The 22656-nt window shown below is 63.1% G+C and carries 18 protein-coding genes; 9 read left to right on the top strand and 9 right to left on the bottom strand.

Going from position 1 to position 22656, the window contains the following annotated elements; genetic code table 11:
- Positions 1-7: 7 nt before the first annotated feature.
- Positions 8-2608 carry a TIGR02302 family protein gene (locus GA829_RS08665; RefSeq protein WP_195178111.1) on the bottom strand — a complete coding sequence of 867 codons (2601 nt, stop codon included), beginning with the start codon at positions 2606-2608 and terminating at the stop codon, positions 8-10.
- A 149-nt stretch (positions 2609-2757) separates the two neighbouring features.
- Positions 2758-3699: a threonine/serine dehydratase gene (locus tag GA829_RS08670; protein ID WP_195178112.1), complete on the bottom strand. Its 942-nt coding sequence runs from the start codon at positions 3697-3699 to the stop codon at positions 2758-2760.
- A 50-nt stretch (positions 3700-3749) separates the two neighbouring features.
- Here GA829_RS08670 and GA829_RS08675 point away from each other — a divergent pair, with 50 nt between their 5' ends.
- The gene (locus GA829_RS08675; protein WP_195178113.1) at positions 3750-4052 is read left to right on the top strand and encodes an ArsR/SmtB family transcription factor; all 303 of its coding nucleotides are present in this window, start codon (positions 3750-3752) and stop codon (positions 4050-4052) included.
- Positions 4053-4061: 9 nt separating this feature from the next.
- On the opposite strand, the gene lysA is transcribed toward GA829_RS08675, so the two are convergent.
- The 3 genes from lysA to argH all read right to left on the bottom strand — a co-directional run bounded on the left by lysA (position 4062) and on the right by argH (position 7077).
- Complete coding sequence (gene lysA / locus GA829_RS08680; RefSeq protein WP_195178114.1) at positions 4062-5330, bottom strand: diaminopimelate decarboxylase; 1269 nt, start codon at positions 5328-5330, stop codon at positions 4062-4064.
- A 69-nt stretch (positions 5331-5399) separates the two neighbouring features.
- Complete coding sequence (gene lptM, locus GA829_RS08685) at positions 5400-5606, bottom strand: LPS translocon maturation chaperone LptM (RefSeq protein ID WP_195178115.1); 207 nt, start codon at positions 5604-5606, stop codon at positions 5400-5402.
- Between the two features lie 70 nt (positions 5607-5676).
- On the bottom strand, positions 5677-7077 hold the full coding sequence (argH, locus tag GA829_RS08690) for an argininosuccinate lyase (RefSeq protein WP_195178116.1): 1401 nt from the start codon (positions 7075-7077) through the stop codon (positions 5677-5679).
- A gap of 36 nt (positions 7078-7113) precedes the next feature.
- Here argH and tlpA point away from each other — a divergent pair, with 36 nt between their 5' ends.
- Positions 7114-7806: a thiol:disulfide interchange protein TlpA gene (gene tlpA, locus GA829_RS08695; protein ID WP_195178117.1), complete on the top strand. Its 693-nt coding sequence runs from the start codon at positions 7114-7116 to the stop codon at positions 7804-7806.
- Here tlpA and GA829_RS08700 read toward each other — a convergent pair.
- A complete protein-coding gene (locus GA829_RS08700) occupies positions 7803-10256 on the bottom strand; it encodes a bifunctional diguanylate cyclase/phosphodiesterase (protein ID WP_195178118.1) in 2454 nt (817 codons plus the stop codon). The genes tlpA and GA829_RS08700 overlap by 4 nt on opposite strands.
- Positions 10257-10733: 477 nt before the next feature.
- Between GA829_RS08700 and GA829_RS08705 the strand changes: the two genes are divergently transcribed.
- From GA829_RS08705 to ugpC, 4 genes are all read left to right on the top strand, one after another.
- Complete coding sequence (locus tag GA829_RS08705) at positions 10734-12086, top strand: extracellular solute-binding protein (RefSeq protein WP_195178119.1); 1353 nt, start codon at positions 10734-10736, stop codon at positions 12084-12086.
- 95 nt (positions 12087-12181) lie between these two features.
- Positions 12182-13066 carry a carbohydrate ABC transporter permease gene (locus tag GA829_RS08710; RefSeq protein ID WP_195178120.1) on the top strand — a complete coding sequence of 295 codons (885 nt, stop codon included), beginning with the start codon at positions 12182-12184 and terminating at the stop codon, positions 13064-13066.
- A 7-nt stretch (positions 13067-13073) separates the two neighbouring features.
- Positions 13074-13988, top strand: a complete 915-nt coding sequence (locus tag GA829_RS08715) for an ABC transporter permease subunit (protein ID WP_195178121.1) — start codon at positions 13074-13076, stop codon at positions 13986-13988.
- A 13-nt stretch (positions 13989-14001) separates the two neighbouring features.
- Positions 14002-15102 (top strand): sn-glycerol-3-phosphate ABC transporter ATP-binding protein UgpC, encoded by a 1101-nt coding sequence (gene ugpC, locus GA829_RS08720; RefSeq protein ID WP_195178122.1) that lies wholly within the window; start codon positions 14002-14004, stop codon positions 15100-15102.
- 101 nt (positions 15103-15203) lie between these two features.
- Here the strand turns inward: ugpC and GA829_RS08725 are convergent, their stop codons facing one another.
- From GA829_RS08725 to GA829_RS08735, 3 genes are all read right to left on the bottom strand, one after another.
- On the bottom strand, positions 15204-16286 hold the full coding sequence (locus GA829_RS08725) for an ABC transporter ATP-binding protein (RefSeq protein WP_195178123.1): 1083 nt from the start codon (positions 16284-16286) through the stop codon (positions 15204-15206).
- Positions 16283-17830, bottom strand: a complete 1548-nt coding sequence (locus GA829_RS08730) for an ABC transporter permease (protein WP_374940414.1) — start codon at positions 17828-17830, stop codon at positions 16283-16285. The genes GA829_RS08725 and GA829_RS08730 overlap by 4 nt, the downstream gene beginning before the upstream one ends.
- Positions 17831-18035: 205 nt before the next feature.
- Positions 18036-19043 (bottom strand): iron ABC transporter substrate-binding protein, encoded by a 1008-nt coding sequence (locus GA829_RS08735; protein WP_195178125.1) that lies wholly within the window; start codon positions 19041-19043, stop codon positions 18036-18038.
- A 261-nt stretch (positions 19044-19304) separates the two neighbouring features.
- Between GA829_RS08735 and GA829_RS08740 the strand changes: the two genes are divergently transcribed.
- The 3 genes from GA829_RS08740 to GA829_RS08750 all read left to right on the top strand — a co-directional run bounded on the left by GA829_RS08740 (position 19305) and on the right by GA829_RS08750 (position 22640).
- On the top strand, positions 19305-19856 hold the full coding sequence (locus GA829_RS08740; RefSeq protein ID WP_195178126.1) for a sigma-70 family RNA polymerase sigma factor: 552 nt from the start codon (positions 19305-19307) through the stop codon (positions 19854-19856).
- Position 19857: 1 nt separating this feature from the next.
- Positions 19858-20496 (top strand): NrsF family protein, encoded by a 639-nt coding sequence (locus GA829_RS08745; RefSeq protein ID WP_195178127.1) that lies wholly within the window; start codon positions 19858-19860, stop codon positions 20494-20496.
- A gap of 200 nt (positions 20497-20696) precedes the next feature.
- Positions 20697-22640: a PAS domain S-box protein gene (locus GA829_RS08750; RefSeq protein WP_258052238.1), complete on the top strand. Its 1944-nt coding sequence runs from the start codon at positions 20697-20699 to the stop codon at positions 22638-22640.
- Positions 22641-22656: the final 16 nt, after the last annotated feature.

A 22656-nucleotide genomic window follows, 5' to 3' on the forward strand; every position in this document is an offset into this window, starting at 1 on the left:
GAGGCTGCTATTTCAATTCCAGCAGCCGTTCAAGGTAGCTGCGCTCGATATCGGGGCTCAGCGCGTTGCCGAGCCGCTTGCGGATCGCCTCGAGAATCTGGCGGGCGCGCTGCACGTCGATCTCGTCCGGCACCTTTACCGAATCGCCGAAATCCGGGCCTTGGCTGGCGCGCGGCCGGCCAAGCGGATCGCGATCGGCGTCCTGCTGGCGGCCACCTTCCTGGCTGCCGCCCTGGTCGCCCTGCATGGCCTGCAATTGCTTCATCATGTCCTTGGCGCCGTTGCGCAGCGCTTCCAGTGCCCGACCCTGATGGCCGACGGCCTGGTCGCCTTCGCCCTCGCCGAGCGCCTGTTCGGCATTGCCCATGGACTTGCCGGCCTGGCCAAAGCCTTCATTCGGCTCGAGCCCCATGCCCTCAAGGCTCTTCTTCAGCTTGTCGAGATCGCTCTGCAACTGGCCCTGGCCTTCCTGCAGCTGCTTCATCGCATCGGCGAATTCCTGCGGCGTCATTGGCTTCGGCTGGGCGAGCGGATCGCGGTCCTGGCCTGTTCCGGGCTTGTCTCGATCCTGACCGCCGTTGCCGAGCTGCTCGTCGCGGTTTTCGCCGCGCTGGCGCTCGCCGCGCCGCATCTGATCCATGCGGAACGTGTCGTTCATCATCTCCTGCTGGCGGCGCATGATCTCGCCCAGCTTGTCCATCTGCTGCTTCATCTCGCTGTCTTGCTGGCCGCCCTGCTGCTCGCGGCCGGCCTGGAGATTGTTCATCATGTCCTGCAGCTGCGACAGCAGTTGCTGCGCCTTGTCGCGGTCGCCGGACTTCGCCAGATTCTCGATCTGGTCCATCATGCGGTCGATGTCGCTCTGGCGCAGTTCCTGGCCGTTCTGCTGCATCTGCGGCGCCTTGGGATCCTGCTTGGCGCGTTCGGCGAATTCCTGCAGGAACTGGTTCATCGCCTCGCGCAGTTCCTTCATCGCCTTTTCGATTTCGGCGTCGCTGGCACCGTTCTTGATGGCATCCTGCAACGCCTGCTGCGCCTGGCGCAGCCGCTTCTCGGCGGCCGAAAGGTTGCCTTCCTCGATGCCGAGCGCGATTTCCCAGAGGTAGGACACTTCGCTGCGCAACTGGTCGTCGTTGTCGGCCATCTTCAGCCGGCTGCGGGCGCTCATGATGGCGAGGTAATGCGTCATGTTGTCGAATGTGTCTTCAGGCCGCAGCGTGATGGCGTCCATCAGGTCGAGCACGCGCGGCTTGGCATTGGCGTCGAGCGCCAACAACCGGCGCTGCTCGATCACCGCCCGCGCCAGTGGATTGGCGAATGGCCGCTGCGGCATCAGCAAGGTCTTGGTCTCGCTGGTTGCCGTGTGGCCTGCATCGTCGGTGGCGACAAGCGTCAGCTTGATGTTGGCGCCGGCCCAGACATGCTCGGTCAGGTCCTTCGAGGTCTTGGCCGCATTGGTCTTGCCGCCACGGCGCGGCAGCGTCAAAGTCATATCAGGAGGGCCGTAGAGCGGACGTGCACCCGCAGCCTGCGGATCGGCCAGTGCAAAAACCGCCTTCGCGCTCGCGGCGCCATAGTCGTCGTCGATCTGGTAGTTGAGTTCGAAGGCACCGTTGGCGGCCCGTTTCGGTTCGCCGACAAAGCGGATCTGCGGTGCCTTGTCCGGCACCACCGCGAAAGCCCAGCGGCCAAGCTCGTCTTCACCCGATTTCAGCGTCAGCGTGCCGTCGCCGGTCAGCTTGCCGGTGAACTGGCGCACCTTGGAGGGCGCCGCCGGTTTGGCCGTGGCGGCCGCTTGCGGGCCTGCGGGGTCGATGGCGCGGTCGTTACCGCTCTTGTCGGCGTAAACAAGTGTTTCCTCGCCGGAGCCGCCGGTGACGCGCAGAGAGACATCGCTGCCTTCGGGCACGGAGAAAGCCGGCGTCGCCTGGTTGGCGTCGATGGTTCGCAAGACCGGGGCGGTCAGGAAGATCGGTGGCTTGCCGGTATAGGCTGGCGGCGTCACCCAGGCGTCGATGCGCGGCGATACGGTGTCGCGCGCGCCATGGGCGCTGAAACCGTCCGTGATCCTGCCGCCTGCCGGTCCGAAGGAGAAGGCGAAGGCGGTGACCAGCAAAAGTGCCGCCACGGCACGCAGCCCCCAGGGGTCGCGTTCCGGCACGCGCGTGCGCGGCAGGTCGGCGCCGAGGCTGCCGAGCTTCGCGGCCATGCGTTTTTGATGTTCGCGCCACAGCGCCTGCGAAAAGCCGCTTTCCTTGCCGCTGGGCCGGTCGGTCTGCACCAGCACCGGGCTGTGCTGCAGATCGTTGGCGGCCTCGATGCGGCGGTCGATCTCGGCGGCGCCCGGCATGCGGAAGAAGCGCAGCGGATAGAGCGCGGCCAAAACGGCGAGGCCGAACACCGCGACAAGCCCGATGCGCGGCGCATCCGGCAACCGGGCGAAAAGGCCGAGCCAAGAGGTACTGACAAAGAGGCTTGCAACGATGACAAGCGGCAAGAGCAGCGGCCAGCCGCGTTCGACAATCATGACGGCCCGCGTCGCCAGCCGGCTCAAGGCCAGACGTGCGGCAAGAGCGCGATCGTCGTTGATGTTGGGTCGTTCCGTCATCGGCCTTCCGGGGCGGGCAGGATAGCCCGAACCTCACGACTCGAAGAATACCAGCAAACACGGCAAAGGCGAGGCAGTTCGAAAAAACGTGAAGCCGGCCAAGATGGTTTCAAACAGAGTGATGGTTTCAAACAGAGCGATGGTTTCAATCAGAACGTAGCCGGGTTCGCATTCGCTCCGCAAACCAGCACGGCCACCCGCTCGCCTGGTGCCGGCACATAGTGGCCCGACAGTATCGCCGCGAAAGCCGCCGCGCCGCCCGGCTCGGAGATGATCCGCACGCGGTTCCACAGCGCCTTCTGCGCGGCGATGATGTCGTCGTCGCTGACCAGGATGGAGCGCTCGACGAAGGCCTCGGCGATCGGGAACATCATTTCGCCGACGCGCTTGGGCGCCAGTGAATCGGCGGCGATCCCTTCGGCCGGCGCGTCGACCGGATGGCCGGCCTCGAGAGCACGGTAAAGTGTCGGTGCGCCTTCTGGCTCGATGGCGATGATGCGGATGCGGCCGGCGAACCAGGCGGCGATGCCGCCAATCAGGCCGCCGCCGCCAACGGCCACCAGCAGCGTGTCGATGCCGGGCAGGTCGGCTTCGATCTCGAGGCCGAGCGTGCCCTGGCCGACCAGCGTTTCTTCCTGGTTGAAGGCGTGGATCCGCAGCGCGCCGGATTTCTCGGCGAAGTTCTCGCTGGCGGCCAGCGCCTCGGCATAGCGGGCGCCGCCGACGATCAGTTCGGCGCCATAGCTGCGGATGCGTTCCAGCTTGGCCGGCGGGCTCACCTCGGGAACGAAGATCGTCGCCTTGTGGCCAAGCCGCATCGCGGCATAGGCGACGGCGGCACCATGATTGCCGCCGGACGCGGCGACGACACCAGCCTTGGGCACCGGCCTTTCCAGAAGATTGGTGAAGGCGCCACGCGCCTTGAACGAGCCGGAATGCTGCAGGCATTCGAGCTTGAGGTCGACGGCCAGCGGCGGGCGATCGAAATCGGCCATGTCGACGCGCAGTACCGGCGTGTGCCTGATATAGGGGCGGATGCGTGGTTCCATGGCGGCAATGCGTTCGCGTGTGACGGTGCTGCCCTGCGACATGGAGATCTCCTCGGGATTGACAGTAATTAGTAACTTGGCAAAATGGCTAAATGCAAGAGGTTGATGTCTTCAAGGCAATCGCCAATGAACGCAGGCTTCAGATCCTCGACTGGCTGAAGGATCCGCGTGCGCATTTCCCGGTCCAGGCGGATGGCGATCTGGTCGAGGACGGCGTTTGCGCGCAGTTGATCGCCGAAAAGCTCGGCGTCACGCAGGCGACGCTCTCAGAGCATATGCGTGTGCTCACGCAGGCCCGCCTGCTGCGAACCAAGCGCATCAAGCAGTGGACATTCTACCGCCGCGACGAAGACGGGATCGCCGACACAAGAGCGCTCATCCAGAGCAAGCTGTAGCAGCGGCCTCTATGCCAGCCAGTCGGGCACCGAATCCAGCCCGATGAGTTCGTCATAGGTCAGGCGCGGGCGCACGACATGGAAGCGGTCGCCGTCGACCAGCACTTCCGGCACCAGCAGCCGCGTGTTGTAGGTGCCGGCCTGCACCGCGCCATAGGCGCCCGCGGTGGCGACGGCGATGAGGTCGCCAGCCTTCAGCCTGGGCAGGTCACGGTCGAGGCCGATATAGTCGCCGGTCTCGCAGACCTGGCCGACGACATCGACCATCATGCGTGGCGCGGCGGCCGGCGGCTGAACCACCGGGCGGATGTCGTGGAAGGCGTCATAGAGCGTCGGCCGGATCAGGTCGTTCATGGCGGCGTCGACAACGAGGAAATTCTTGGCGTCACCTTCTTTCACGAAGATCACTTCCGAGACCAGAATGCCGGCATTGCCGACAATCAGCCGGCCCGGCTCGAACATCACCTTCAGCCCGAGCGCGGTGACGTGCTTCTTGACGATCCGCGCATAGGCGTCCGGCAAGGGCGGCGGATTGTTGTCGACGCGGTAGGGAATGCCGAGGCCGCCGCCGAGATCGACATGGTCGATGGCATGGCCATCCGCGCGCAGCGCGCCGACCAGTTCGACCAGCAACGCAAAAGCGTCGTCGAAGGGCTGCAACTCTGTGATCTGGCTGCCGATATGGGTGTCGATGCCGGTGATCTTGATGCCGGGAAGCAGTGCCGCGCGGGCATAGATCTGCCGCGCCTTCTGCCAGGGAACGCCGAACTTGTTCTCTGCCTTGCCGGTCGAAATCTTCTTGTGGGTCTTGGCGTCGACATCCGGATTGATGCGCAGCGAGATCGGCGCCACCTTGCCGAGCGCTGACGCACGGGCCGAGAGCAGTTCGAGTTCAGGCTCGGACTCGACGTTGAAGCAGAGGATACCTGCGTTGAGCGCGAAATCCATTTCGCGCGCAGTCTTGCCTACGCCCGAGAACAGGATCTTGTTGGCAGGAATGCCGGCGGCAAGCGCCCTGCGCAATTCGCCTTCCGACACCACGTCGGCGCCGGCGCCCTGCTTGGCCAGGGTCCTGAGAACGGCCTGGTTGGAATTCGCCTTCATGGCGTAGCAGACCAGCGTATCAAGTCCGGCAAAAGCCTGGGCGAACACACGGTAGTGCCTGGTCAGCGTCGCCGTCGAATAGCAGTAGAAGGGCGTGCCGACGCTCGCCGCGATATCAGGTATCGCCACGTCCTCGGCATGCAGCACGCCGTCGCGGTAGTCGAAATGGTTCACGGGAGTGGTTCCGGAAAGTTGGAGCACGGCGAGATCGGGTTCGGAAGGACCAAACCCAGCCTCATCACCTTAGATCAGCGGGTCGAGAAGGAACTTCTTGTCCTCGACCGGTTTCTCCGGCTCCGGCGGTACTGGCTGATGGGCCTTCGAAGCGTCCTTGCGCGCCTGCACTGCAGCCTCGTAGGGCGTGTCGAGCGCGCCCCTTCTGCCGCAGGCCGAGACGGCCACAATCGCCGCCAGCAGCGTCAGCGTCACCAAAATCCTGCTTCCGGTCATCGATCCATCCGTCCGAAACTTTTGTCCGCCGCCGCTTTTAGCCGAGTTCTCGGTGCATTGCACCCCGGCATTAGGCCTTGGCCAGCCGCTTTTTCCAATAGCGGATCTGCTTCCTGACTTCCGACGGCGCGGTGCCGCCGAAACTCACCCGGCTCTTCACCGAATTCTGCACCGCCAGCACCGAAAAAATGTCGGCGGTGATGCCGGGATTGATCGACTGAAGGTCTTCCAGCGAAAGCTTCTCAAGGCCGACTTTTTTCCCTTCGGCCAGGGCCACGGCGCGGCCGGTGACATGGTGGGCCTCGCGGAACGGCAGGCCGAGCGTGCGCACCAGCCAATCGGCAAGGTCGGTGGCCGTCGCGTAGCCGTAACCGGCGGCCTTCTTCATCGCGGCAGCGTTGATCGTCATGTCCGAGACCATGCCGGTCATCGCCGCCAGCATCAGGTCAAGCGTCTCGGCGGCGTCGAATACCGATTCCTTGTCTTCCTGCATGTCCTTGCCATAGGTCAGCGGCATGCCCTTCATCACCGTCAGCAGGCCAACGAGGTGGCCGTTGACGCGTCCGGTCTTGCCGCGCACCAGTTCGGCGGCGTCGGGGTTCTTCTTCTGCGGCATGATCGACGAGCCGGTCGAGAAGGAGTCCGACAGCCTGACAAAGCCGAATTGTGGCGTCGACCAGATGATGATCTCCTCGGCCAGCCGCGACAGATGCGTGGCGCAGATCGCGGCCATGCTGAGGAATTCGAGCGCGAAGTCGCGGTCTGAGACACTGTCCAGCGAGTTGCGCATCGGCTCGCGGAAGCCAAGCGCCTTGGCCGTCTGGTGGCGATCGATGGGGAAGCTGGTGCCGGCAAGAGCAGCGGCACCCAGCGGGCTCTCATCCATGCGCTCGATGGCATCGCGGACCCGCGACAGGTCGCGGCCGAACATCTCGACATAGGCCATGCAGTGATGGCCGAAAGTGACGGGCTGTGCCGTTTGCATATGGGTAAAGCCCGGCATCACGGTTGCCGCATGCTCCTCGGCCCGCTCCAGGAACGCGGCGATCAGTCCCTTCAGCGCCTCCGCGACGCGGAAGCACTCGTCCTTCACCCAGAGCCTCAGGTCGACAGCGACCTGGTCGTTGCGCGAGCGGGCGGTATGCAGCCGGCCGGCGGCCGGGCCGATCAGGTCGGCGAGGCGGGCCTCGACATTCATGTGGATGTCTTCGAGCCTGGTCGAGAATTCGAAGGTGCCGGCCTCGATCTCTTTCAGAATCGTGTTCAGTCCGTGAGCGATTTTTTCTTGATCGGCCGCCGAAATAATGCCCGTTTGCGCCAGCATCTCGCTATGGGCGACCGAACCGCGGATATCCTGCGCGTAAAGTTTGCGGTCGAACGAGATGGACGCGTTGATCGCTTCCATGATCGCGGCCGGACCCGAGGCAAAACGTCCGCCCCACATCTGGTTGCTGGCCTTCTTGTCGCTCATCGCTATAACCCGTATTTCGGAGCAGTTTTAAAGAACATGGCAGACGGTAATCGATTTTTCCCGGCCCCGCGCCTCATCCTTGCCGCCCTGGTGGCGGGCGTGCTGGCTGGCGCGGTCGCGGTATATGTCAGCGAGAGCCGGTCTGGCAACAAGGCGCCGCCTGCCTCGGTGGCGGTCGGCGACAGCAAGGACGATGTCGCCTGCGCCGCCAAGAGCGACCGTGCCAAGAAGATCGCGGCGGCGGCTACCGGCGAGGTTGCGGCACTTTTGCCGGCGGATCCGCCACAATCCCTCAGGAACCTCGCCTTCAACGGCCCTGACGGCAAGCCGATGACGCTTGCCGATCATGCCGGAAAGACTGTGCTGCTCAATCTGTGGGCGACGTGGTGCGCGCCATGCCGTGCCGAAATGCCGGCGCTCGACGCGCTGCAGAAAGAAAAGGGCAGCGACGCCTTTCAGGTCGTTGCCGTCAATGTTGATGCCGGTGACGACGTCAAGCCGAAGAAGTTCCTCAAGGACACGGGTGTCGAGGCGCTTGGCTACTACAGGGACTCGACCATGGCGCTGTTCAACAACCTCAAGACACGCGGCCTGGCGCTTGGTTTGCCCGTCACCATGCTGGTCGACGGCGAGGGTTGCCTGATCGCCCATATGAATGGTCCGGCCGAATGGGCGGGGCCGGACGCCAAGCGGCTGGTCGAGGCGGCGCTGAAACCGGAAGGCCGCTAGGCCCGCTTCACGCTCAGCTCAGGCAACGGTGCGAAAGCCAGAACGCTTTTGCCACGGTGGCTGCCGGTGCCATTGCCGACCGCGGGTTGATTGATGACGCCGGTCAGTTCGCTGAACTCGCCGATCGGCCCTGGCCTGCCGATGTAGTATCCCTGGCCGATCTCGCAGGCCTCGGCGTCCAGGAATTTCAGCTCGCCAAGCGTCTCGACCCCTTCCGCCAGAACCGGCAGACCGAGACCGCGCCCGAGTCCCAGCACGGCGCGCACGATCGCCGCGACCTGGCCGTTCTTGTCGACGGATTTGATGAATGAGCCGTCGATCTTGATCTTGTCGAAGGGGAAGGCGCGCAAGTTGGAGAGTGAGGAGTAGCCGGTCCCGAAATCGTCCATCGCCACGCGCACGCCCAAGGACTTTACCTGCCGCAAGGTGGCCAGCGCACGCGGCATATCCTTCACAAGCGCTGTTTCGGTGATCTCAAGTTCCAGCCTGCCTGGCGCCAAGCCGGAGTTCATCAGTGTTTCGTGCACCTTGCGGCTGAAATTCGGATTGTGAAGCTGCACCGCCGAGACATTGACGGCTATCGTTAGCGGGTTTTCCCAGCGGGCGGCCTCTTCGCAGGCGGCCGTCAGCACCCAATCGCCGATCTGGGCAATGGCGCCGCTGTCTTCAGCCACCGGGATGAATATGCCTGGGGACACGTCGCCACGAACCGGATGCCGCCAGCGGATCAAGGCTTCGAAGCCCACCATCCTGCCGCTGCTGATCTCCTTCTGCGGCTGGTAGACGAGGTAGAATTCCTTGCGCGCGACAGCCTGGCGCAGCTCGTGCTCCATGACCCGCTTGTCACGAGCCTCCGCGCCCATAGAGGCCTCGAAGTAGCGATATGTGTCGCGGCCTTCGGTCTTGGCGCGGTAGAGCGCGGTGTCGGCATGGCTGATCAGGCTGGCCTGGTCGTCGGCATCCGATGGATAAAGCGCAATGCCCATGCTGGCCGACACAAGACCGCCGCCGACCGACAGCCTGTTTTCCTCACGCATTGTGGTCAGAATGGCGTCGGCGATGCGGCCGGCCGCCAACGGGTCCGCCAGGTTCGGCGCGATGATGGCGAATTCGTCGCCACCCAGCCGGGCAACCATCTGCCCTGGACGAAGGACGCCGGCAGTACAGTGCGCAACCTTTTGCAGCATGGCGTCACCCGCACCATGCCCATAGAGATCGTTGACCTCCTTGAACCGGTCGAGATCGAGCAGCAGAAGCGCAAGGTGGCCGCCTTTCCCCGACCGGCCTATCGCCGCGATTTCAGCTTCCAGCCGACCGGAAAAGCTGCGGCGGTTGGCAAGGCCGGTCAAGGGGTCGAAATGGGCAAGGCGCAGGATTTCCTGTTCCGCCTTCTTGCGCTCGCGGATGTCGCGGACGGCGATCACATTGTGAGGCTTGCCGCAGTAGTCGATGCTCCTGGCGATCAGCTCGACGGGAATGCTCGTGCCATCGCGCGCATGCAATTCGGCTTCACACGGCTCCTCGCCAAAGCTGGACATGTCGGACGCGACGCGCTCGTCGAAGAGGCCGCCAAGCTGCATGCCGTTCAGAATCCCGGTTGCCATGCCGGTCAGCTTCGCCATGCTTTCATTGGCGCTTACGATGCGGCTACCGTCGCAGACGATCAGCCCCTCCACGGCAGCATTGGCCAGACCATGCATGCGGTCGACCTCAAGCTTCTGCCGGCGGAAGCGCAGGTCGATCCAGAGTGCCGAGCCAGAGAGGATAAGGATCACCAAGCTGGCGACCGCCACGGCGAAGGCCTGCGACGTGGGCTCGATCGTATATTGCGATATTTCTATCGAGGAATCGGGGAAGATCGAGACCGCGGCCATGCCGATGAAATGCAAGGTGCAGATTGCCAGCGTCAACAGAACCGCGCCGCCCAGCGTCGCGGGCAAGGATGGACGACGCAGGACAACAACAAGCGCCAGAGCGGCAAGCACAACCCCCGCCAGCAAGGACATCGCCACCAACAGCAGGTTCCATTCGATCCGGCCTTGCACCTCGAAAGCGGCCATGCCGATATAGTGCATTGCGGCAATGCCACCACCCAGGATGGCACCGCCGACGAGATGGTGATCGAGCCCGCCGCGCAAAGTCGCCACCCACATGCCAACAGCGGTCAGGACAACGGCGGCCGTGAGCGAGAGAACGGAGAGCTCCGGATTGTAAGCGTTGGGAATCCCCGGTGTGAACGCCAGCATGGCGATGAAGTGGGTCGCCCAGATGCCAAAGCCCGTCGAGGCCGCGGCTATCATCAGCCAGGTGAGCCGGTTTCTGCTTGTCGAACTGGCGATATGGTGAAGAAGATTGACGGCAGAAAAAGAAGAGATACCGCAGATCAACGCGGCGAGTGCCACCAGTCTCAGATCGTGTTGGTGTACGATGCAATTATAGACCGTCAGCATCTTGTTTCACCGGATCTATGGAAAATAGACAAAGAAATATGATTCATTAGTGCTTGACCGTTGAAAGTTTGATTAAGTGCCTTGCAACCCTGGCGTGCTGTTCCGTAGCAAAGCGCGCGGTTAGGCTCGGGGTTGGCTATCGGGTGTCGCGCCGTCGTGGGGTTTGTCGCGCATCGTGTCCCGGCTAACGAATTGGATATGCGTCAGGGCGTGCCACCACGATTTCGGCCCGCCCTTTCGGTTCGATATTCACGGCAGTTCTTCCCGGCCTTTACGCCGCGGCACGGCGCCCTAGGTACCTAGGGCGCCGCCATAGCGGTTTCATTTGATGTACGCGAAAGCTATTCGCGAGGAGGGACCAGCCCGTCCGTGAGGGCGAAAAAGGCACAACATAACTGTCACATACTTTCTCTAAGAGGCGGTCGGAGACCTCCGCAACGATCCTTGAAACGAACCACTCAACAGGGAATGAGATTGATGTCGATGATCAAGAACGGCCTGGCGGCCATAGCCGCCGGCACAATCAGCGTCGCCATGGCGCTGCCAGCCGCTGCCGAGCCCACCAAGTTTGATTTCTGGTTCGGCCTTTCGGGCGACCTCGCGCGTGTCGTGGACACGATGTGCAAGAACTTCAACGAGTCGCAGAAGGACTACGAAGTCGTCTGCACCAGCCAGGGCAACTACGACGCGACGCTGCAGAACACCATCGCCGCCTTCCGCGCCGGCAAGCAGCCCGCGATCGTCCAGGTCTATGATGTCGGCACCGCCACCATGATGCTCTCCGGCGCTTACAAGCCAGCCGACAAGCTGATGGAAGAGAACGGCTACAAGATCGACTACGCCGACTATTTCCCCGGCATCGCCCGCTACTACGCCACCTCCAAGGGCGAGATGCTGTCGTTCCCGTTCAACTCTTCGACGGCCTTGATGTACTGGAACAAGGACGCCTTCGCCAAGATCGGCAAGACCGAAGCCCCCAAGACCTGGGAAGACGTCGGCGCCGACCTGCAGGCGATGAAGGACGCCGGCTACGAATGCCCGATGGCGATCAATATCTCGGCCAACGAGAGCTGGCAGTTGATGGAGCAGTTCTCGGCTATCCACAACCAGCCGATCGCCACCAAGAACAATGGCTATGACGGCCTCGATGCCCGCCTCGAAGTCAACAAGACCAAGTTCGTCCAGTACGTCACCGACCTCAAGAAGTGGTATGACGCCGGCCTGATCAAGATAAAGTCCAAGGATCTCGGCCAGGACATGGTCCAGGCCTTCGCTTCCGGCACCTGCCAGGTCATCATGACCTCGGTCGGCGATCACGGCACTGTCGGCAAGACCCAGAAGGAAGGCATGAACTGGGATGTCGCCGAACTGCCGGCCTATGCCGGTACAGAGCGCAAGAACTCGCTCGTCGGCGGTGCTTCGCTGTGGGTGCTCTCCGGCAAGTCGGATGCGGAATACAAGGGCGCGGCCGCGTTCCTCAACTTCATCCACGATCCGAAGACCGCGCTGTTCTGGTCGACCAACACCGGCTACATTCCGGTGACCAAGTCGGGCTTTGACTACATGAAGGGCCAGGGCTTCTACGACAAGGCGCCCTACAAGGGCCGTGAAACCGCCATCGCCAGCCTGACCGCCTCGGAGCCGACCGAAATCACCCGCGGCATCCGCCTCGGCAATTTCACGCAGATCCGCGCCGAGTTCGGTACGCAGATGCAAGCGATCTTCGCCAACAAGGTCAGCGTCCAGGAAGGCCTCGACACGCTGGTCAAGAATGGCGACGCCATCCTCGACCGGTTCCAGCAGACCTATCCGGGCAAGACGCTGCCCTGATCCCTGAGACTTTCGCGGCCGCCCGGCGAGATTCGACGGGCGGCCCTTTCGTATATTAACCTGGGCTGACCCGCCCGGCGGCGTCGAAGAGACCGATGGAAAAACGCGTCACCTTCAGCAGATCGACGATCGGCATCCTGTTCGCGGTGCCGCAACTGATCTTGATCTTCACGTTCTTCTACTGGCCGGCTGGCCAGGCCGTGTACTGGTCGCTGACGCTGCAGCAGCCTTGGGGCGGTGGCAACATCTGGGTCGGACTCGATAATTTCCGATCGATCCTGGCCAATGCCGACTACTGGAATTCGATCAGCGCCAGCCTTGTCTTTGCCGGCATCAGCACCGGGCTGGCGATGTTCATCGCGCTCGTGCTCGCGGCGTTGACCGACCGGCAGCTTGCTGGCTCGCGTTTCTATCGCGTGGTGCTGATCTGGCCCTACGGCATCGCCGCACCCGCAGTGGCCTTGGCGTTCCGTTTCATCCTGGCGCCGGAGGCCGGATTCATGGCCGTCGTCAACCAGGTATGGCCCGGCTTCTGGGATCCCGGCCTCGACGGCACTGACGCCATGGCCTCGATCATCATTGCTTTTTCCTGGAAATATGTCGGTTACAATTTCATCTTCTTCCTCGCCGCCTTCCAGGCGATCCCGCGCTCGCTGATCGAGGCTGGGGCGATGGATGGCTCCGGCGTCATCAGGCGTTTCTGGGACATCCAGTTCCCGCTGATCACGCCGACGATCTTCTTCCTGCTGGTCATCAACATCACCGAGAGCTTTCAGGATTCCTTCGGCATCGTCAACATCATGACGTCGGGCGGGCCGGCGAACGCCACCAATCTGATGGTCTACAAAATCTATTCCGACGGCTTCCAAGGCCTCGACTATTCGGGTGCCGCCGCGCAGAGCATCATCCTGATGCTGCTCATCATCGTGCTGACCATTTTCCAGTTCCGCTTCATCGAGCGGCGCGTGCACTACAGGTGAGATGGATATGGTCGAGCGCACCCCACTCCTCAATTTCTTCACGCATCTGATCCTGTTCATCGGCTTCGTCTTTTGCGTCGCGCCGTTCCTGATCGTGGTTATCGCCGCCTCGCACAATCTGAGGGATGTCAACGATGTGCCGATGTCGCTGCTGCCCGGCAGCGATTTCTGGCTGAACATCAAGACGGCGTGGACGACAGCCGATCTCGGCCCCAAGCTTTTGAACAGCTTCATCATGGCTGCCGGCGTCGCCGCCGGCAAAGTGATCATCTCGGCGCTCACCGCCTTCTCGATCGTCTATTTCCGCTATCCCGGCCGCATGCTGATCTTCTGGCTGATCTTCGTCACGCTGATGCTGCCGCTGGAAGTGCGCATCGTGCCGACCTATGCGGTCGTCGCCAACGTGCTGTCTCCCTATCAGACGATCCTCGACATCACCGGCCTGAGCTGGCTGATCGAGAAAGTCACGGGCGTCCAGGTGGCGTTGAATTTCGGGCTGCTCAACTCCTATTCGGGGCTGATCCTGCCGCTGATCGCAACCGCCACCGGCACGTTCCTCTACCGGCAGTTCTTCCTGACTGTGCCTGATGAATTGACCGAGGCCTCGCGCATGGATGGCGCCGGTCCAATCCGCTTCTTCATCGATATCCTGCTGCCGCTGTCGCGCAACAACATGGCGGCGCTTGGAACCATCATGTTCCTCTGGGCATGGAACCAGTATCTGTGGCCGCTGCTCATCACCACCGATCAGTCGCATGCGACGGCTGTGACCGAGCTCAAGCAGCTTATTCCCAATGTCGGCGGCATTCCGGAATGGAACATCGCCATGGCCGGCACGCTGATCGTCATGCTGCCGCCGCTGATCGTCATCGTGGCCATGCAGCGCTGGTTCGTGCGCGGCCTGATTGCCACTGAAAAGTAACAAGGGATAGCCGATGGCCTCCATCACCATTCGTGACGTCAAGAAGGCCTACGGCAAGTCGCAGGTCGTGCATGGCGTCAACCTCGACATCGCTTCGGGTGACTTCGTCGTCATCCTCGGGCCATCCGGCTGCGGCAAGTCCACGCTGCTGCGCATGATCGCCGGGCTGGAAGATATTTCCGGCGGCGAGATCGCCATCGACGGCACCGTGGTCAACAAGCTGGAGCCGCGCGAGCGCGGCTGCGCGATGGTGTTCCAGAACTACGCGCTCTATCCGCATATGAGCGTGGCGCAGAACATCGGCTATTCGCTCAAGGTGGCGGGTGTTCCGGCGGCCGAGCGTACGCAGCGCATCCAGGCGGTGGCCCGCACGCTGGAGCTCGAACAATTGCTCGACCGCAAGCCGATGGCGCTTTCGGGCGGTCAGAGGCAACGCGTCGCCATGGGCCGCGCCATGATCCGCGAGCCGAAAGTGTTTCTGTTCGACGAGCCGCTGTCCAATCTCGATGCCAAGCTGCGCGTGCAGATGCGCTCCGAAATCCGCAAGCTGCATCGCCGGCTGAACGCGACCTCCGTTTTCGTCACGCATGACCAGGTCGAGGCGATGACGCTGGCCGACAAGCTGGTGGTGATGAATGGCGGGCGCGTCGAGCAGGTCGGCACGCCGGCCGAAATCTACAGCCGTCCCGCGAGCCGCTTCGTCGCCACCTTTGTCGGCGCGCCGGCGATGAACATCCTTGAAGGCACGGTCGAACTCGACGGGCTCTCGCTGCTTGGCGGCAGCCGCCGCCTCGCCATGCCGCGCGCCGGCCTGCCGGTCGGCACGCAGGTTGCCATGGGTATCCGGCCGGAAGCCGTGCGGCTGGTCGAGCCCGGCACGGCGGGCTCGCTCGCCGCAACCGTCGACCTGGTCGAGGAACTTGGCGCGGGCCGGGTCATTTATGTCGATCTCGACGGTGCGCCTTTCTCCATCATGACGTCGGAACCGGTTCAAGCGGAACCGGGCAGTGCGGTCGGCGTGCGGTTCTCGCCGGAAGACATGCATTTCTTCTCGTCACAGACGGGAGCCCGTCTCGAAGTGTTCAAGGCCTCCGTGCCGGAACCGGCGCTCTGATCCCAGCCTGGGGGATCGAGCGTTCGGTTCCAGAATGATCTTTTTGCCAGGCTGGACTTTGTGCTCAGGGCAGGTTTTTCGGGTCGTGCCGGAGTACCGGCTCAGGCAAACACATGCGCCTTGCCGGTTACGGTAAGCCGCACGATCTCACCGACCGCCGGGGCGTCCATGCCGGGCTTGCGCAAGACCAGGGGCGTGTTGCCGATCGCGGCCGCATCGGGTGGTTCGGCACTGTTCAAAAGCCGCACCGCGATCGTGCACATGGAACCGGCGAATTCGGATTCCGTCACCTCGCCGAAAGGCATGTCCGGCGTGCCCGACATGCCTTCGCGCGAGGTTCTCTTCAGCGCAATCTGCTCCGGACGAAGCATGATACGTGCGATATCGCGGTTCTCCGGGGTGTCGACTGCGATGCGGCCAAGCGGCGAACTGGCGAAACCGCCGGAGATTTTCGCCGGCAGGATGATGGCGTCGCCAAGAAACTCGGCGATCATCCGGTCCTTCGGCTTGAGGTACAGCTCGCGTGGCGTGCCGACCTGTGAAAACTTGCCGTCGCGCATCACCGCCACCTGACTGGCGAAGGATAGCGCTTCGGCCTGATCGTGTGTCACCAGGATGGTGGTGATGCCGGCAGTTTCCAGCAGTTCGGCCACTGCTTTGCGCATTGAGGCGCGCAAGGCGGTATCCAGCGCCGAGAACGGCTCGTCGAGGAGCATCAGCCGTGGCTTCATGGCCATGGCGCGGGCCAGCGCCACACGCTGCTGCTGCCCGCCCGAAAGCTCGTGCGGCCGCCGCTTCAGGATCGCTTTGTCCAGCCCGACGATATAGGCGAGTTCGGTGATCCGCTCCGTGCGCTTGTCTTCCCCGCGCTCCATGCCGAAGCCGATGTTGTCGCCAATGGTCAGGTGCGGGAAGAGAGCGCCGTCCTGTGCCACCACGCCAATGCCGCGCCGGTGAGCCGGCACCGCACTCCCGTCATTGGCCAGAACCTTGCCGTCAAGCGCGATCTGACCTCGGTCCGGGGCCTCGAAGCCGGCAATCAGCCGCAACAAGGTTGTCTTGCCGCAGCCGGAAGGGCCAACAATCGCGGTGCGGCTGCCGCTGGCGACGTTGAGGTCGACGCCGGCAAGTGCCGCCACCGGGCCGTAGTGTTTGTGCAAGCCCTTGAGTTCCAGGAAGCTCATCGTCCGGCCATCCGTTTCGACTGGACATAGAGCAGCCAGGTGAGAGGCAGCGATATCGCCACCATGATGAAGGCATAAGGCGCGGCCGACGCATAGTCGATCTCGCCGCTGTAAGACCAGAATGCCATCGCCAGCGTGCGGGTGCCGTTCGGCGCCAGCATCTGGGTGGCGGTCAGTTCATTCATGATGCCAAGCGCCACCAGCGCCATGCCAGCCGCCGCGCCCGGCGCGGATAGGCGGATGGTCGTCGACCACAGCGCCTTCAGCGGTGGCCGGCCAAGGCTTGCGGCGGCGCGTTCGAGCTCGACCGGCGCCTGGGCGATCGAGGCACGAAGGCTGACCAGGGCGCGCGGCAGGAACATGAGGGCATAGGCGACCAGGATGGTGAACAGCGTCTGGTAGAGCGGCAGAGCGATGCGCACGGTGATGGTGACCAGCGCCAGCGCGATGACCACGCCGGGCAAGGATCCAACGATGTAGTTGCAGCCTTCCAAAAGCCGCTGAAACGGCCCCGGCGCACGAATCGAGATCCACGCCATCGGCATGGCGGCGACGGTCGCCAGCAAGGCGCCGGCAAGCGCCAGGAACAGCGTCTGGCCAAGCGCCAGGCCGATCTCGTCAAAGCGCCAGACATCGGTGCCGCCAGCCACAAGCCAGCGGCCGATGGTGACGAACGGCACGCCAAGCGCCAGCAGCGTGGTGAGTATCGGCAGCAGCAGGCAAGCAAGGGTGAAACGCCCGAGGCCTGCACGTTGCTGATGCCGCGCTGCGCCGGAACCGACACGGGCATAGCGCTCCTCGCCGCGCACCAGCACTTCGAGGCCGAGAAGCACGAAGCAGCAGCTCACCAGCACGCCTGCCAGCATGTTGGCGGCAGGTCCGTTGAAGGTCGACTGGAACTGGTCGACGATCGCCGTGGTGAACGTGTCGAAGCGGATAAAGACGTATAGGCCGTACTCCGCCAGGAGATGCAGGCCAACCAGCAGCGAGCCGCCGCAGATGGCGAGCCGCAATTGCGGCAGCACGACACGCCAGAACACCCGCCATGGCCCAAGGCCGAGTGCTGCGGCTGCGTCCTCAAGTGCAGGATCGAGGCGGCGCAGCGCCGCCGACACCGGCAGGTAGAGGAACGGGAAATAGGCGATGACGGAGACGAGCACGCCGGCCCAGAGGCCGTGCAGCCCCGGCACCATGGTGATCCAGGCATAGCTGTGTACGAAAGCCGGGATGGCGAGTGGCGCCACAGCCAGCCAGGCCCAGAGCCGGGCACCGGGCAAGTCGCTGCGCTCGGTCAGCCAGGCCAGTGCCACCGACAGCACGATTGCGATCGGCACCGACAGCCCGACCAGCATCACGGTGTTGACCAGCAGTTCGCCGACGCGTGCCCGGAAGACCAGCGCTGAAACGGTCTCCCAACCAGTCCGCACCGCGACCCAGACGATGAAGGCAAGCGGCACAAGCGCCAGAAGCGAAACGAAGACCGCGGCGGCGACTATCCAGGATGTTGCCTGCCGATGCCTGTTTCGGACAACCCGGGCAGGCATGCGTGGATGAATGATATCGGCCGAGTAAGGCATCAATTCAGACGCTGCGCCATTGCCGGCCAATGCCGGCAATCGAAGGACCGTGGATGCGATCAAAAACGCAATGTGCAGTCATGGACAAATGCCATCTCGAAAACAGAGCGCTCCCGCAGAAAGTGAATTCCCGCAGGAGCGCAGTCGTTTGCCCTTTTAGGACCTGTGTGGACTAAAGCAAGCCGGCTGCCGTCATGAGATCGGTGACCTTCTTGGAGTTCAGCGTTGTCGCATCGACCTTCGGCGCCTGCAGATCGGCCAGAGGCACCAGTTTCGGATTGGACTCGGCGCCCTTGCCGACCGCGTATTCGAATGAATCACCGGTCTTGAGGACCTCCTGGCCGCCCTTGCCGGTAACCCATTTCAGGAAAGCCTGGGCTTCCTTCGGGTGCTTGCTCGAAGCCAGCACGCCGCCACCGGAAATCGAGACGAAGGCGCCCGGATCCTGGTTCTTGAAATAGTGCAGCCCGACATTCTTGCTGTTTTCGCCAGTCTTGGCCTGATCGCCGAAATAGTAGTAGTGGTAGATCACGCCGCCTTCGATTTCGCCGGCATTGACCGCCTTCATTACGGTGCTGTTGCCCTTGTAGGCGGTGAAATTCGTCTTCATCGCCTTCAGCCAGTCAGCTGTCGCGGCTTCGCCCTTGAGCTGCAGCAATGCGCTGATGATCGCCTGGAAATCGGCGCCCGAGGGGGAAGCGGCCCAGCGGCCCTTCCAGCTCGGATCGGCCAGGTCCAGCATCGACTTCGGCAATTGTTCGGCGGTCAGCTTGGTCTTGTTGTAGGCAAAGACCGTGCTGCGTGCGGCGACGCCGACCCACTTGCCGCTGGCCGGCTGATAGTCCTGCGGAACCTGCGCCTGCGTCTCGGCGTCGACCGGTGCGAACAGGCCCGCCCCCTCAACCAGCACCATGGCCGGCGAGTTTTCGGTCAGGAAGACATCGGCCGGGGAGGCCGCGCCTTCGGCGACGATCTGATTGGAGAAATCGCTGTCGCCACCGTTGCGCACGGTGACCTTGATGCCGGTTTCCTTGGTGAAGCCTTCAGCCCACGCCTTGGTCAGGCTTTCGTGCTGGGCATTGTAGACGACAATGCCTGCGTCCTCGGCCATCGCCGGGCCGGCGATCAAGCTGATGGCCAGCGCAGTTGCTCCGGCGAGGGTGGAAAGCGTGTATTTCATTGAGTGGTCCTCGATCTCGGTTGGGTCCGATTTTGGCACGGCTGCACCTATCAATACCTGATCGGTATAGTCAAGATTGATTGGCTGCTTCAAATTGACATGCACGCATGAAGCCTGCGCCGGGGGGACAATTTCGCGTGAAGGCGTTTTGATATCCACGGACAAACTTTCGGCGATTTTCCCATACTTTGGCTTGGACATTATTTCGCCGGCCACGTAACAAATCAGCGCCGAGGGGCGAACATCGGGGAGTGAACTCTTGTGACCGGCAAGGATGAGGCCGAACTTTCCCGGCTGATGCGGGCCGCGATCGCGGGAGATGAAAGGGCTTACGCCGACTTTCTGCACCGGATTGCCGCGCTGGTTCGCGGGTTCGTCCGGCGCAAGATCGTGCAGGGCGGGGTCGACCCCGAGGATGTCGTGCAGGAAACTTTGCTAGCCATTCATGTGAAACGACACACCTGGCGCCAGGATGCGCCGGTGTTGCCATGGATCTACGCGATCGCACGCTTCAAGCTGATCGATGCGTTCCGGCGGCGCGGGCGGCGCATTGAGATCGATGTCGACGATATCGCCGAGACCTACGCCGAACCGGAGAACGAGACCGTGAGCGAGCGCGACATCAACCGGGCACTGGATGGCCTCTCGCCATCGCAGCGTTCGGTGGTTTCGGCGGTGTCGGTGGAAGGCCGGTCCATCGGCGAGACAGCGGCGAAGTTCGGCATCACCGAGACGGCGGTGCGAGTGTCGCTGCATCGCGGGCTTGCCGCGATTGCCAAGCGATTCGGGCAGGGGCGATTCGGGCGGGAATGACATGAGGACCGACGATCTCATCAAGGCGCTGGACGCCGATACCCGCAGCAAGGCGATGCCGCTGCAGTCGGCCTGGTGGATGGCCGCCGGTGCGGCCGCTGTGATTGCCGCCATTGTCTTCATGGTGACAATCGGTCCACGGCCCGACTTCATGGCAGCCGCGCATACGATGCGCTTCCTCTCCAAGTTCCTGTTCACGCTCGTGCTTGCTGTCAGCGCCTTTGCCTTGATCCGCGCCTTGTCGACGCCTGGCGCCTCGACCCGCAGGGCAATGGCGGGAATGATCGCCGCGCCGCTGCTGGTGATCATGGCGGTGGTTCTCGAACTCTTCGCCGTGCCCTCGGCCGACTGGGGTACAAAGATGGTCGGCACCAACATGATGATCTGCATGGCGTTCATCCCGCTGATCGGCATCGGCCCGCTTGCGGTCTTCTTGTGGATGCTGCGCTATGGCGCACCGACAAGGCCGGTGCTTGCCGGCGCGGTCGCGGGCCTGCTCGCCGGCGGCCTGGCGGCGACCTTCTATGCCGCGCACTGCTTTGACGATTCGCCGCTTTTCGTGGCCACCTGGTACACGATCGCTATAGCGGCACTCGCCGGACTTGGTGCGATCGGCGGGCGGCTTTTCGTGCGCTGGTAATCCGCGCGAGGATCAATACGGATCCTTAATCATGCCGGCAATTGTTTGCCGCACAGCGCCGCCGCCGGCGCCCCCAATGCAACCTTTCCTTAAAATCGATCCGTCAGGGTTGTAGCGATAATCGATTGCACACGGGGGTGGCACGTATCGTGACTTGGACGGGATTGATCAGGCGGAGGTCTCACAGGCACGCAGGTTTTGTGTTGCTTGCGCTCAGTCTCAGCGCCGCTTCCGCGTCGATCCTGCTGTCGTTCCTGGATGTCAGTGCCGAGGCCCTCAAGCTCTGTTTGCAGGTATCGGTCGCGGTCGCGGCTGGCGCCTTCCTCCTGGCGGCACTGTTCATCCGCCGCATCACCGAGGATCGCCGCCAGATCGCCGAGAGCGAACAGCGCTTCCGCCGCGCGATGGAGGATTCGGCAATCGGTGTCGCCATCGTCGGCCTCGACGGGCGTATCCTGCAGACCAACCCGGCCTTCGCCGCCATGCTCGGCTATACCAGGGAGGAGATCGAGGCGCTGACCTTCTTTCAGCTGACCCATCCCGACGACCTGGAGATTGGCCGCGAAACGATGGCGGGCTTGAAAGAGGGCAAGGTCAACTCGTTCCGCTTCGAAAAACGCTACCTCAAGAAGGACGGAACGCCCGTCTGGACCCAGCTTGCCGGCTCCGTCATCCGCGACCAAGACAACGGCCGCCCGCTCTATCTCGTCTCGCAGGTTGAGGATATCGACGCACGCAAGCAATCCGAAGCCCGCATCGCCGAAGTGGAAACGCGCTGGAATTTTGCGCTGGCCGGCGCCGGCCAAGGCGTGTGGGATCTGAATCTGCGGCGAGGCGGCACGACCTACTCCACAACCTGGGCGAACATGCTCGGCTATGACGAGGGCGAGCTTGACGGTGACCCAGACCATTGGCTGACGATGATCCATCCCGACGATCGCCAGACTGTCGCCGAAGCCGACCGGGCCCATCTCGATGGCGAGACGCCATTCTTCGAAGCCGAATTCAGGATGCGGCACAAGGATGGCCGCTGGATCTGGATTCTCGATCGTGGCAAGGCCATCGAGCGTGATGCGGAAGGCCAGTTGATCAGGGCCATCGGCAGCCTCACCGACATCACCCAGCGCAAGCAGTCCGAAGAGCGCCTCATGATCTCGGCGGCGTTGCTGGCCGACGAGAAGGAGCGGCTGCGGGTAACGCTGCAATCGATCGGCGATGCCGTCATCTGCACCGATGCCGCCAACCGCGTCACCTTCATGAACCCGGTCGCGGAAAAACTGACCGGGATCGCCGTCGCCGATGCCCTCGGCAAGACACTTGGCCATGTCTACTGGGCGGTCGACGAGGAAACCGGGCAGAGGATTGGCGTGGCGCGGCCGTCGGCCGGCAGCAAGGCCCCTGCTGATCAGAACAGCCGCGCGGTGCTTATCCGGCGCGACGATACGCGCTGCAGCATTCGTCAGGTCGTCTCACCGATCATCAATGAGCGTAACGAATTCAGCGGTCTGGTGATCGTCTTCCAGGACTTCACCGATGCACGTGCACTGCAGCGCCAACTGGCCTATGCCGCCGCGCATGACCCGTTGACCGGACTTGCCAATCGCTCAAGCTTCATCCGCACCATGGAGGAACTGGTCGACCAGGTCCGCAGGCCTGACGTCACAGCGCGGCCCGGGGGCGTGGAGCATCAGTTCATGTTCATCGACCTCGATCATTTCAAACTGGTCAATGATACCGGCGGTCACGCCGCGGGCGATGCCTTGCTGAAACAGGTTGCGGAGACCATTCGCAACGTTCTCGGTCAGGAGGACATTGTCGCGCGGCTGGGCGGCGACGAATTCGCGGTTGTCCTGAAGTCCGGCTCGGCCACCGGCGCCAAGATCGCCGCGCGGTCGATTATCGATGCGATCCTCGGGTTGGGATTCATCTGGGACGGCCGGCCGCATTCGATCGGCGCCAGCATTGGCCTCGCTCCAATCCGCCCCGATTGCGGGGAGGTCGACGAGATCATCGCCCAGGCCGACGCTGCCTGCTACGCCGCCAAGGCAGCCGGGCGAGGCTGCGTTTCGGTAGCGCCCGACAAGAAGGCGACGGCTGACAGGCAGAGCATCGAGACGCCCAAGCCGCTGGCCGCGGCGTCCTGAAGTTCCGGATAGAGGA

The sequence above is a fragment of the Mesorhizobium sp. INR15 genome (assembly GCF_015500075.1).
GTDB lineage: Bacteria > Pseudomonadota > Alphaproteobacteria > Rhizobiales > Rhizobiaceae > Mesorhizobium.

Excerpts from the sequence above, each read along its gene's own strand:
- GA829_RS08670 (WP_195178112.1), bottom strand. The coding sequence starts at position 3,699 with ATGTCGCAGGGCAGCACCGTCACACGCGAACGCATTGCCGCCATGGAA.
- GA829_RS08745 (WP_195178127.1), top strand. The coding sequence starts at position 19,858 with ATGAGGACCGACGATCTCATCAAGGCGCTGGACGCCGATACCCGCAGC.
- GA829_RS08675 (WP_195178113.1), top strand. The coding sequence starts at position 3,750 with ATGCAAGAGGTTGATGTCTTCAAGGCAATCGCCAATGAACGCAGGCTT.
- GA829_RS08730 (WP_374940414.1), bottom strand. The coding sequence starts at position 17,830 with ATGCCTGCCCGGGTTGTCCGAAACAGGCATCGGCAGGCAACATCCTGG.
- GA829_RS08710 (WP_195178120.1), top strand. The coding sequence starts at position 12,182 with ATGGAAAAACGCGTCACCTTCAGCAGATCGACGATCGGCATCCTGTTC.
- GA829_RS08700 (WP_195178118.1), bottom strand. The coding sequence starts at position 10,256 with ATGCTGACGGTCTATAATTGCATCGTACACCAACACGATCTGAGACTG.
- GA829_RS08735 (WP_195178125.1), bottom strand. The coding sequence starts at position 19,043 with ATGAAATACACGCTTTCCACCCTCGCCGGAGCAACTGCGCTGGCCATC.
- argH (WP_195178116.1), bottom strand. The coding sequence starts at position 7,077 with ATGAGCGACAAGAAGGCCAGCAACCAGATGTGGGGCGGACGTTTTGCC.
- ugpC (WP_195178122.1), top strand. The coding sequence starts at position 14,002 with ATGGCCTCCATCACCATTCGTGACGTCAAGAAGGCCTACGGCAAGTCG.
- GA829_RS08665 (WP_195178111.1), bottom strand. The coding sequence starts at position 2,608 with ATGACGGAACGACCCAACATCAACGACGATCGCGCTCTTGCCGCACGT.
- lptM (WP_195178115.1), bottom strand. The coding sequence starts at position 5,606 with ATGACCGGAAGCAGGATTTTGGTGACGCTGACGCTGCTGGCGGCGATT.
- GA829_RS08705 (WP_195178119.1), top strand. The coding sequence starts at position 10,734 with ATGTCGATGATCAAGAACGGCCTGGCGGCCATAGCCGCCGGCACAATC.
- tlpA (WP_195178117.1), top strand. The coding sequence starts at position 7,114 with ATGGCAGACGGTAATCGATTTTTCCCGGCCCCGCGCCTCATCCTTGCC.
- GA829_RS08725 (WP_195178123.1), bottom strand. The coding sequence starts at position 16,286 with ATGAGCTTCCTGGAACTCAAGGGCTTGCACAAACACTACGGCCCGGTG.
- GA829_RS08715 (WP_195178121.1), top strand. The coding sequence starts at position 13,074 with ATGGTCGAGCGCACCCCACTCCTCAATTTCTTCACGCATCTGATCCTG.